Raw genomic sequence first — 11233 nt, forward strand, 5'->3', positions numbered from 1 at the left:
AAATCGCAAACAACTGGATTCTACCCGCGCTGATCTTAGTTCCGTTCATTGCTGGTTTTATTTGTTGGTTAGTCGACAAACTCGACGACAAACTGCCGCGTTATATCGCGTTAGTGGGTATGCTCATTACTTTGGGCTTAACTGTTGCGCTATGGCAGACAGGTACATTTAACTACGAACTTGGCGCGAAAGTGCCATCGTGGTCTGCTGAATTCATGTTGCCATGGATTCAAACCTTAGGCATTAACATCCACTTAGCGGTGGATGGTCTATCTCTATTAATGGTGGGCTTAACGGCACTTTTAGGTGTGTTGGCTGTCGGCTGTTCTTGGGGTGAAATTCAAAAGAATGTTGGTTTCTTCCACTTAAACCTTTTATGGTCTTTGGGTGGTGTGATCGGTGTATTCTTAGCGATTGACATGTTCTTGTTCTTCTTCTTCTGGGAGATGATGCTTGTACCTATCTACTTCTTGATCGCGCTTTGGGGTCATAAAGGGGCAGAAGGTAAATCACGTGTTTACGCTGCAACCAAATTCTTTATCTATACGCAAGTCGCTGGTCTTATTATGTTGATCGGTATCCTAGGCCTCGTGGTTTATGGTTACATGATGACAGGTATGATCGGTTTTGATTACAACTACTTATTAGCTGTAGCCAACACTTTAGACAAAGAATTACCTACCGTTGCTTATGCATTCATGCTGTGTTTATTTGTCGGTTTTGCGGTAAAACTTCCAGTTTTCCCATTACACGGCTGGTTACCAGATGCGCATGCACAAGCCCCTACAGCAGGTTCGGTTGACCTTGCAGGTATTTTAATTAAGACCGCTGCATATGGTTTACTACGTTTTGTGATTCCATTCTTCCCAGCGGCTTCTGCACAGTTTGCAGACATCGCGATCATTTTCGGTTTAATCGGTATCTTCTACGGTGCTTGGTGTGCTTTCCAGCAAACCGATATGAAACGTTTACTTGCGTATACGTCAATTTCGCACATGGGCTTTGTTTTACTTGCGATTTACGCAGGTAACATCTTAACCTTCCAAGGTTTGATGATCATGATGTTGGCACATGGCTTGTCATCTGCTGCATTGTTCATTATGTGTGGTCAAGTGTACGAGCGTGTTCATACACGTGATATGCGTTTGATGGGCGGTATGCGTGGTCAGTTCCCATATCTTGCATTCTTCCTCATGTTCTTCGTGGCGGCGCTTGTAGGTATTCCAGGTCTAGGTAACTTCATTGGTGAGTTCCTGATCTTGATGGGTTCTTATGCAAAATTCCCAGTGTTTACTATTCTTGCAGCAGTAAGCTTAGTATTTGCAGGTCTTTATGGCTTGATTCTGATCCACAAAGCGTTGTTTGGTACGCCAAACGAAGAACAACAGCAGCACTACAACAACCCATTGAAAGATTTAAATGCGCGTGAAGTAGTGATCTTGTTAATCTGTGCTTTCGGTCTGTTATGGCTTGGTTTGTACCCACAAAGCTTCCTTGATATTTCAAACTCAAGTATGGCGTGGTTAGCGAACAGCTACATTCCTGTACAAGAAGTAGTTGACGTTGCGAGTCAAGCAACTGTTCAACTCGAAAATGTGGAGATGCAATAAGTCATGAACTTCACAATGTCATTTTCTGAGCTTATGCCTTTAGCTCCTGTGATGATCGTTGCTTTAACAACGATCGTCGTGATGATTCTTACTGCAATTAAGCGTAACCATAACTTAATTGCGACAGCATCAGTGGTGGGTTTAAACCTTGCGGCAGCATATGTACTTTTCACAATGTTCGGTGGTGCTTTTAAACCTGCGAACGTGATGGGTATGTTTATGGTGGATGCGTTCACCTTGCTGTACCAAGTAATTATTCTAATTGCTGCTTTGGCATGCTGTACTTTGTCGCATGCCTATATCGAAAGCTATAAAGATAACCGTGAAGAACTGTATATCTTGATGTTGTCATCAGTGACTGGTGCAATGTTAATGGTGGCAAGCTCTCACTATGCATCGTTCTTCATTAGCCTTGAGTTGATGTCGATTCCTGTATATGGCTTATTGGCCTATACACACCAGCGCTCTAAGTCTTTAGAAGCGGGGGTGAAGTACTTGGTGCTTTCAGCAACAGCTTCGGCAATGTTGTTGATGGGTATGGCTTATATTTACGCGTACACAGGTTCAATGTCGTTCTATGACAATGTTCAAGCGTTAATGCAAAACATCCAACAGCCAATGGTACTTTTAGGTTTAGGCCTGATTGTTTTTGCTGTGGCATTCAAACTGTCTTTAGCGCCATTCCACAAATGGACGCCAGACGTTTATGCCGGTGCACCAACTCCGATCGCAACATTCCTTGCTACAGCTGCAAAAGTAGCGACAATTGGTCTGTTTGTACGTTACATCCTTACTTCAGGTGCGATTCTTGTTGACTCAATCGTGACGATCTTAACCGTAATTGCGGTGTTATCGATCTTGGTGGGTAACTTCCTTGCAGTGAAACAAGTGAACTTGAAACGTATCTTGGCATACTCTTCAATTGCGCACTTTGGTTACTTGTTGATTGGTTTAATCAGCATGACTTATGCAAGCCTTGGTAACGTATCGGTCTATGTGATCACTTATGTGTTAACTACGATTGGTGCGTTCGGTGCGGTTGCATTGATGTCTAGTCCATACAACAACGTAGACGAAGCAGAAAGTCTAGCGGACTACCGTGGTCTATTCTGGCGTCGTCCAGTGTTGACTGCCGTATTAACCGTGATGATGCTGTCTCTTGCAGGTATTCCATTGACAGCGGGCTTCATTGGTAAGTTCCTTGTGGTGATGGCTGCGGTAACGACTCAGCACTGGTTCCTTGCTGCGATGATCATCGTTGGTTCTGGTATTGGTCTGTACTACTATCTCCGTGTGATGGTTGTCATGTACATGACACCACCAGATGCACCTCGTGTAGACGCTGTGGATCATTGGGGTCAAAAAGTCGGTGGTATTATGGTGCTTTTAGCTGCGGCAGCAGTGCTTGTGATTGGTATCTATCCAGATCCAATTATCAAGTTAGCACTTCAGTCAGAGATCTTATCTCCAATTCACTTTATGCTTTCTCAACAGCACTAATTTTTAAAAACGTTTCGTTTTAACAAAAAAGCCTCCATCAATTGGGGGCTTTTTTGTTTTTATCGCACGATAAAAAGCTTTATAATGTAAGGAATTTTATTTTACCTTTTAGGTGCTCTCCCGTGGCTATCCATGAAATTCGTCATCCACTGATTCGTCATAAGCTTGGTCTTCTTCGTCGTGCAGATATCAGCACTAAAAACTTCCGTGAGCTGGCTCAAGAAGTGACCATGCTGTTGACCTATGAAGCGACCAAAGATTTACCTGTTTGCGACCATGAAATTGATGGTTGGAATGGTAAAGTAACGGTAGATCGCATTGTGGGTAAAAAAATCACGGTTGTGCCAATTTTACGTGCGGGTATTGGCATGTTGGATGGTTTTTTAAACCTGATCCCAAGTGCCAAAGTGTCTGTACTGGGTTTAGAGCGTGATGAAGAAACGCTTGAAGCACGTACTTATTACAAAAAATTAGTTCCAGATGTACAAAACCGTTTAGCGATGATCATCGACCCAATGCTTGCCACAGGTTCTTCATTGGTTGCTGCGATTGATGTATTGAAGGCAAGTGGCTGTAAAGACATCCGTGTGATGGTGTTGGTTGCGGCGCCTGAAGGTATTAAACGTGTTTTGGATGCGCATCCAGATGTCACTATTTTCACGGCTTCAATTGACCAAGGCTTAAATGCCAATGGTTATATCGTGCCGGGTCTAGGCGATGCGGGCGATAAAATCTTTGGTTCAGTTCAAAAAGATTAAGATTGAGCCCCAGCAAAAAGAGGCTTTTATAGCCTCTTTTTTATATACTACAACAAAGCGTGTACATATTAGGATCTGTTTATGAAGGCCGAGCAATATCAAGGAAAAGTTAAGCAATATAACGCTGACAAAGGTTTTGGCTTTATTTCCTCACCTGAAGGCGACGTATTTTTTCATATCTCGGATTTCCCTGCAGACTCAGGTGAGCCGAAACGTAATGAACGCGTGAAGTTTAATGTGGTTGAAAATGGCGATCGCTATAAAGCAATTAAAATTGAGCGGGTTGAAGACAACTCTGCCAAAGCCAAGAAATCGAAAGTCTCAAGTCATAATAAATCGATTACCACAGACTTATTGTCTAATTTTAGACGCTAAGTCAGCGTTGATTCAGAGTGAAATCGTGCAAAGGTTAATCTTTGCACTTTGAAGCAAAGAGGCTTTTTAGCCTCTTTTTTATTGATTACAATACGAAAAAGACAGTTGAATAGAGCAGATTATGTTTCTGAAAGGAAAAATCAAAAGCTTTAGTACCCCACGTGGTTTTGGTTTCATTGCGGTGGAAGGGGATATTGATGATGTGTTTTTTCATATCAAAGATTTGCCACAGAACAACATTGAACCCAAGCTTGGTGAAGTGCTTAAGTTTATGATTGTAGAAGACCAAGGCAAATTTAAGGCTGGCAATATCCAGCGGCTTGGTCTGACCTCAGAAAGCAAAGCAACGACACCATCAAATAAGAAAAAAGCACGTACCCAAGCCTCACCACGTTACCATGAGGCAGGGCATAAAAGTACCCTCATCACCGTGATTGGGATCATTATCGTCGCGCTATTGGGCTTTTTGACCTATGGGAAATATCAAAATTATAGTGTAGAAAAACAGCGTAAAGCTGAACATTTGATGCTCGAGCAACAACAGATTGTAGAAGAACAGCGTAAAGCTTTAGGAAAGTTGCCCGATCAAATCCTATCTGAGCAAGGGAAGCGTAATTTAGATGCAGGTCTGCATCAGACCAATCAACCCCGTTCTGAACGCGTAACGGAAAGTATTGATAAACAAAATGGTCGTTTACCTGTCAGCACTGGACAGTTTAAATGCGATGGACGAACCCATTGCTCCCAAATGCGTTCCTATGAAGAAGCGGTTTACTTCTTAAGAAACTGTCCAAATACCCAAATGGATGGGAACAATGATGGTGAGCCTTGTGAGCGCCAATTTGGGAAATAAAAAAGCACCCTCGGGTGCTTTTTGCTTACTTATTTTTCGCAGAATTTCATAAAAGCTTTGAGTCCTGGGCCTTGGTATTTTTGACGATGCACCAACATGAACAGTGGACGCGTGAGAGACCAAAACGGCGTGTCAAGCACTACCAACTGGCCTTTTTCGCGCAAAGGCTCTGTTGCCAGTTTTGAAATGCATGACATCCCTAAACCACCCGCCACGATTTTTAAAATCGCTTCATTATGACCCAAGGTCAGACGGATATTGGCATCAGGCAAGTCTTTTAAAATAGCATTATCAAACACTTCACGTGTACCTGAACCTTCTTCACGCAAGATCCACTCGACCGATTTAAAGTCTTCAGGCGTTAATGTGCGATTTAACTGCGCCAAAGGATGATCTGGTGCACAGCAGACCGCTAATTCATCGTCACGCCAGTGAATACATTGCAGTTGCGGCAAGTGACAAGAGCCTTCAATCAAAGCCAAATCTAGTTGGAACTGATTCACCGCCTCAATCATTTGACGGGTGTTACCAACTTGCAGTTGTAAATGGGCTTGAGGCTGAATTTGTAAGAAATCAGCCATTAGGTCAGGCATGAGGTAGTCACTGATGGTCAGGGTTGCACCCAAACGCAAATCAATGCTTTGTAACTCACCTTTAGCGGCTTGCTCGAAAGCATCACAGCGACCCAAAATTTCTAAAGCTTGTGGCAGCAGGAAACGACCCAGATCATTGAGCTGAAGACGCTTACCTAGACGGTCAAACAGAGGAGCTCCCAAACCGTCTTCTAGATCTGCTAAAGCCATACTCGCAGCACTCTGGGTGAGTCGAACCGCATCACTGGCTTTGGTTACTGTGCCTTCTTGAGCAACTGCTACAAAAACCGCCAACTGGCGTAAAGTCATGCGCATGAATATAGCCTTAACATTTAAAAAATATTAACAAATTATGTGGTCATGCTAACATGAGCAACGTCTTTGATGCCACGCTGAAATCATGTCAATTGAAAAATTTAGCCTAGAAAAGGTTTTATCCGTACACCGTTGGACCAATACACTTTTTAGCTTCACTATGACGCGACCTGCACATTTTAAGTTTACCGCAGGACAGTTTGCCCGTATTGGCATCAAAGTGGGGGATGAATTGGTGGTTCGAGCGTATTCGGTGGTGTCCTCTCCCTTTGATGAAACTTTAGAGTTTTTCTCGATTGTGGTGCCTGAAGGTGCATTTACCTCAAATTTACAGCACTTAAAAGTCGATGATGAGATCTACCTCGAAAAGATCCCGTACGGCTTTTTGACTTTGGCGCGTTATCAGTTGCCGTTACCAAAAGACTTATGGTTACTTGGCACAGGGACAGGACTTGCACCTTTTATCTCGATGTTGCAAGACTTTGAAACGTGGTCGAAGTACGAGAGCATTACACTGGTCTATAGCGTACGTACAGCCTCTGAATTGGCGTATGCAACACGTATTCAAGAAATTGCAGAGACTTTTGGTGAAGGGCATACAGGCTTTAAGTTTGTGCCGATTATTACCCGTGATCCACATGCGCCACTGCATGACCGCTTACCGGTACTGATTGAAAATGGTGACTTGGAAAAAGCAGTCGGTTTAAGTCTAAACCCTGAAACCAGCCATGTGATGCTGTGTGGTAACCCGCAAATGGTCGAAGATACCAAAGAAGCGCTGAAAGCACGTGGCCTGACCATGAACCGCCGTGGTGAAGGAAATATTGCGGTCGAAAACTATTGGTAAAGTTATTTCGCTAAATAAAAGGCTCATCGAATGATGGGCTTTTTTTATTTAAAGTTTGAATCACTCAGATTTTAATACCAGCTTAAAGAGAGGAGCGCTGCTTGTACGCTCAGATCGCGCTATAATTTCTCTTTTGTACTGGGTTGTATGGCTTATGTCTTCAGCGTTAAAAACGACGGCTCAGCCAGAGGCGAGGCTTAGCCCGCAGCAGAAAAAATTAAATCGTTTGATTGAACGTATTGAACAACAAAAACAAGAATTAGCAGCATGGAAAAATGCGCAGGCCGACATTCAAAACTATACGCGTAGTAAGCTTTTACCTGTGTATAGCGAGTTACATACGGTTCTATTTATACAGCTCGATACCCTGTGGAATCACTTGGCCAGCGATGCCTTTAGCAAAGCTGATTTGGTGCAGATTGACACCAAAATAGCCGCTTTAGCCAAGATGCTAAAAAAATCACAGATGCTAACTTCAGAGCAAAAAGAACAGGTAGAGAAAATTGATGCTTTCTATATGCAGCATGCAGAGCATATACGCGCGAAGAAAACCAAAGCAAACTCAATACAAAATCATGACCTCGCTGAAACGGTAGAACAAAACGTGGATGTGGACTGGGAAAATTATGAATACGATTCTGTTCAATATGAAGCAGAGCGAGAACGTGCCAAACAGTTAAAACAACAAGAAAAACGTGAGCAAGCAGCAAAAATGGCAGCGCAGTCACTGAAAACCGTGTATTTAAAAATTACCGCGATGATTCACCCTGACCGTGAGCCTAATGAAGCGAAGAAATTAGATAAGACTGAACTTTTGCAGAAGGTCAATGAAGCCCATGCAGAGCAGGATTTATTTTATTTATTGAAACTCCAGTTACAGCTAGAGACCAATAAAGGCCTAAGCTCAAAGGTTTTAAGTTCGGAACAAGTGAAGTTTTATCAGTTGTCTTTGGAAGCACAGAGTCAGAGTTTACAAGGTCAGTTAGAGGAAATCTTTGCATCTTTTCACTTGAGCAGTCATGTTAATACCAAACAGCTCAAAATGAGTGATGTGTATAAGGTCATAGATCAGGATGCTACCGAGTTAAAACAGCAGTTGAAGTGGGAAAAGGAACGTTTAAAGCATATGAAAAAGGTGAGTGGGATGAAGATCTTGATGGAGCATGGGGTTCTATGAGATAAGATTTTACTTTTTAAACAAATAGTCGTAGGCATGCTTTCTGTTAAAATATTGAGTCAAATCGCATTTGTATTGAAATAAAGTCATGAGCATTTTAGATTTAAGTTTGTATCAAGAAACTGAAAATTTATCCCCACAACAAAAAAAGTTTAATCGTCAGATTCAAAAAATTGAGAAATTACAACTCTCTTTGGTTGAGTGGCAACAAGCACAACAAAAAGTACAGGAGGATGCAAGTTTTGAACTCTTGCCATTATATGCCCAATGGCACCAAGTTTTATTTAGTCAACTAGAGGTACTTTGGCAATATAAACAATCGCATAAATTTGCTAAAACCCATTTAGAGCGTTTAGATAAAAAAATCTCAATTTTAGTGAGTCAACTTTTAAATAATCCCAATCTGTCTGAAGAACAACATAAATTGACCATCGTCATTGCTCAATTTTACAAAATTTTAGAAGACCATGATCATTTGCCTACATCACAAGTAGATGATACAGAGGATGATTTTCATTCAGAGCATGATGTTGATGAAATGATGCAAAAACAAGTGATGAAAGAAATTCTTGCAGATCAATTGGGTGTGTCTGAGGACTGGATTGACTTTGATTTTGATCTCGAAAATCTTGAAGAGTTTATGCAAAAAGTAAAAGAAAAATTTGATCGAGAGGAAGCTGATTTCATTCAAAATCAACTTAATGATCATGAACGTGAGGCATATCAAAAGTTTGCAGAAAAAGAAAAAAAGAAAATTTTAAAGAAGCAAATGCAACTTGAAGATGCAAAAAAAATGGCAGGGCAGTCATTAAAAAGCATTTATTTAAAAATTGCCTCTGTGATCCATCCTGACCGCGAAAGAGATGAGCAAAAACGTATAGAGAAAACTGAGCTTTTGCAGCAAGCAAATACTGCACTTGAAGAAAAAGATTTACTTACGCTGTTAAAGTTACGTGCTTATACAGAACAAGGTGATCAAAAACAAGCAGTTAAAATCGCAAATGAACATTTGAAATCTTATAATCTATTGCTAGAAGATCAAATTGAACAATTGCAAATTGAGTTAGATCACATTATTTACTCATTTGATTGGGAAAGCTCTGGTTTTTATAAACAGACTTTTAAACCTGCTGATTTGGCTAAGAAGTACCAATATGATTTGACAGAAATTCGAAGAAAGCTATTGCAAGATGAACAGTGTTTAAATAGTTATAAGGATTTTGATTGTTTAAAAAACTTACTTAAAAATAGAGCATTCGGCTGGTCATTTAATTTTTAAAGTGGGTTGAGCCTGTAAATAATTTTGTGTAATTGATTTTCATCAATTAAAGGTGATTGCTTAGGGGCGGTCAACAAATTCAATAATAACGCGGCTCATGGCTAAACGCCATGAGCTGCACAGCAGCGCAAGATAAGCGTATTTCACTTTTTAGACGCTGCATCACAATTGCTAGATAAATCACGTTACGCACAGCATCTCCGTTGGAAAGACTTTACGCTTTTGATCGATTAGCGTATTTTCCATCTTTAATGACTTGATTGCTTTGGTGGCGTAGATGGCTTTGCATATCTCTGATAAATAAGCAAAAAAAGTAAAAGCTGAGCATGTGTATATGAAAAAGCTGAGTGGGGTGGAGATGTTGTTGGAACATGGGGTACTTTGATTTTCCCTCACCTCCTTGCGGACAGTATGTGATTGCACCGTATATTGTGGATTTTTACTGTCATGAAATTGGCTTGATCATTGAGTTGGATGGCAGTCAGCATGGAACTAATGATCTCATGGCATATGATGTTGAACGAACCAAGTTTTTTTAGAGGCTTTGGGCTTAACTGCCGTGCGGTACTGGAATTCTGATGTGTTGGGGCTGACGGATGGGGTTTTGGAGGATTTGTGACAGGTGTGTTTTGAACTGAAAGTAAATCAATAATGTAAGCTCCTTCTCCCTTTGGGAGAAGGCGGGGGAAGAGGGTCGGTTTAATAATGAAAAAATTAAAAGCACCTTTCCCTAGCCCTCTCCTAAAAGGAGAGGAAAACAAGCTTTTAAATTTACAAGGTACAAGTATGTAGTTTATTTATTGAAAACCAATTTTTTCCTTAATAAATTCAGGTAAAAACTCTGGGTTTGGTGGAATATCCTTTCCAATTTTGACTTCAATTTTTTCTTCAATCTTCTGAATCAATGTTGTATTGTTATTTTGTGTTAAGTATTCTTTTAATTCATTACATAATCTTTGAGAAAACATTGAGTTAAAGAATCTTTCTATATATAGACAAATTGTATATTTATTTGGTTCAGTTAAAGTCAGTGGGAATTCTAATTTCTTAGCTTCTTCATGATTTGCATTATATTTAATCCTATAGAGTAAATTTAACTGCTTTCTTTGTGCTACTTGAATTTTGATATATTCATCAAGTAATTCATATAAATTATTTGCTAATTCATCATTATAAATATTTTTCTCAATTAATTTATCTATATGACTACATAAAATAGCTGAAAAGCTCATAAAATCTATGTCATTTATATATCTACAATGGTCTTGTACAAGTAGAGGGAAGTTTGGACTTTGTTTAAAAATTAAGTCTAAAAGATACTCATCAAAATCCATCTGTAATGGGGTTATGAGATAATTTTCTTCTAATGTTTCTTTCAGAAAATCAATTACATCAGGAATTGAGAACCCTAAATTATTGGTTAAGCCAATTTCATCTAAAAGTTCACCAATATTATTATATATTTTAGGAGTTTTAATTAAATTAAGAGACATGCGACATTGGTTGTATTCTTTTAATAAATTAAAACGTGAAGGGCATTTCATTAAAGATTTGAGAAATTTTTCAATTATTTTCGTATCGTGATATGTATAGCACAGATTGGCAATTAGAGTTAATATCCGCTTTTTTTGCAAATGATCATAGAAATTAAAAGTAATAAGATTTTCTAATAATTGGTCAAGATTTTCTAATAGATATATAGATTTATCTTTATTATCACAAATATAAATTATCTTTATAGATTCTACAATGTTTTCATAAATATTAGCACAGTTGATGAGATGAGTAAAATGAAATACGGCAGAGTAAAACTTGAAGTGCGACATAAACCACCTAATTAATTTAAAGGGTTTATGGAGTATATAAAATTGTCATACCATCATCTTAACTTTGAAGATCGTACTGCATTAATGCTTGAGTCAAGAA

General features: G+C 39.7%; 10 protein-coding genes and 1 pseudogene. 9 read left to right on the top strand and 2 right to left on the bottom strand.

Annotated features, from left to right (window positions below):
• The first annotated feature begins 2 nt into the window (after positions 1-2).
• The 5 genes from nuoM to MF4640_RS14150 all read left to right on the top strand — a co-directional run bounded on the left by nuoM (position 3) and on the right by MF4640_RS14150 (position 5096).
• Positions 3-1610: an NADH-quinone oxidoreductase subunit M gene (gene nuoM / locus MF4640_RS14130; RefSeq protein WP_171263895.1), complete on the top strand. Its 1608-nt coding sequence runs from the start codon at positions 3-5 to the stop codon at positions 1608-1610.
• A 3-nt stretch (positions 1611-1613) separates the two neighbouring features.
• A complete protein-coding gene (nuoN, locus tag MF4640_RS14135; protein ID WP_005400347.1) occupies positions 1614-3110 on the top strand; it encodes an NADH-quinone oxidoreductase subunit NuoN in 1497 nt (498 codons plus the stop codon).
• Between the two features lie 122 nt (positions 3111-3232).
• Positions 3233-3868: a uracil phosphoribosyltransferase gene (gene upp, locus MF4640_RS14140; protein ID WP_058870138.1), complete on the top strand. Its 636-nt coding sequence runs from the start codon at positions 3233-3235 to the stop codon at positions 3866-3868.
• Positions 3869-3949: 81 nt separating this feature from the next.
• Positions 3950-4243: a cold shock domain-containing protein gene (locus tag MF4640_RS14145; RefSeq protein ID WP_005400349.1), complete on the top strand. Its 294-nt coding sequence runs from the start codon at positions 3950-3952 to the stop codon at positions 4241-4243.
• A 121-nt stretch (positions 4244-4364) separates the two neighbouring features.
• A complete protein-coding gene (locus MF4640_RS14150) occupies positions 4365-5096 on the top strand; it encodes a cold shock domain-containing protein (RefSeq protein ID WP_078389998.1) in 732 nt (243 codons plus the stop codon).
• Positions 5097-5125: 29 nt separating this feature from the next.
• On the opposite strand, the gene gigC is transcribed toward MF4640_RS14150, so the two are convergent.
• A complete protein-coding gene (gigC, locus tag MF4640_RS14155; protein ID WP_010327351.1) occupies positions 5126-6004 on the bottom strand; it encodes a LysR family transcriptional regulator GigC in 879 nt (292 codons plus the stop codon).
• 85 nt (positions 6005-6089) lie between these two features.
• Between gigC and MF4640_RS14160 the strand changes: the two genes are divergently transcribed.
• The 4 genes and pseudogenes from MF4640_RS14160 to MF4640_RS14175 all read left to right on the top strand — a co-directional run.
• A complete protein-coding gene (locus MF4640_RS14160) occupies positions 6090-6851 on the top strand; it encodes a ferredoxin--NADP reductase (RefSeq protein ID WP_078389999.1) in 762 nt (253 codons plus the stop codon).
• A gap of 154 nt (positions 6852-7005) precedes the next feature.
• Positions 7006-8028, top strand: coding sequence for a molecular chaperone DnaJ (locus MF4640_RS14165; RefSeq protein WP_078390000.1), 1023 nt, complete (start codon positions 7006-7008; stop codon positions 8026-8028).
• 88 nt (positions 8029-8116) lie between these two features.
• Positions 8117-9307, top strand: a complete 1191-nt coding sequence (locus MF4640_RS14170) for a hypothetical protein (RefSeq protein WP_004695414.1) — start codon at positions 8117-8119, stop codon at positions 9305-9307.
• A gap of 407 nt (positions 9308-9714) precedes the next feature.
• Positions 9715-9926 (top strand): annotated as a pseudogene (locus MF4640_RS14175) (endonuclease domain-containing protein); the annotation flags it as partial.
• Between the two features lie 178 nt (positions 9927-10104).
• On the opposite strand, the gene MF4640_RS14180 reads toward MF4640_RS14175, so the two are convergent.
• The gene (locus tag MF4640_RS14180) at positions 10105-11133 is read right to left on the bottom strand and encodes a hypothetical protein (protein WP_078390001.1); all 1029 of its coding nucleotides are present in this window, start codon (positions 11131-11133) and stop codon (positions 10105-10107) included.
• Between the last annotated feature and the right edge of the window lie 100 nt (positions 11134-11233).

The organism is Acinetobacter sp. MF4640, assembly GCF_002018895.1.
GTDB classification, from domain to species: Bacteria; Pseudomonadota; Gammaproteobacteria; order Pseudomonadales; family Moraxellaceae; genus Acinetobacter; species Acinetobacter johnsonii.

Bases quoted from the DNA above. Each gene is read 5' to 3' on its own strand.
- MF4640_RS14150 (WP_078389998.1), top strand. From the start codon at position 4,365: ATGTTTCTGAAAGGAAAAATCAAAAGCTTTAGTACCCCACGTGGTTTT.
- MF4640_RS14170 (WP_004695414.1), top strand. From the start codon at position 8,117: ATGAGCATTTTAGATTTAAGTTTGTATCAAGAAACTGAAAATTTATCC.
- gigC (WP_010327351.1), bottom strand. From the start codon at position 6,004: ATGCGCATGACTTTACGCCAGTTGGCGGTTTTTGTAGCAGTTGCTCAA.
- MF4640_RS14165 (WP_078390000.1), top strand. From the start codon at position 7,006: ATGTCTTCAGCGTTAAAAACGACGGCTCAGCCAGAGGCGAGGCTTAGC.
- MF4640_RS14180 (WP_078390001.1), bottom strand. From the start codon at position 11,133: ATGTCGCACTTCAAGTTTTACTCTGCCGTATTTCATTTTACTCATCTC.
- MF4640_RS14160 (WP_078389999.1), top strand. From the start codon at position 6,090: ATGTCAATTGAAAAATTTAGCCTAGAAAAGGTTTTATCCGTACACCGT.
- MF4640_RS14145 (WP_005400349.1), top strand. From the start codon at position 3,950: ATGAAGGCCGAGCAATATCAAGGAAAAGTTAAGCAATATAACGCTGAC.
- nuoN (WP_005400347.1), top strand. From the start codon at position 1,614: ATGAACTTCACAATGTCATTTTCTGAGCTTATGCCTTTAGCTCCTGTG.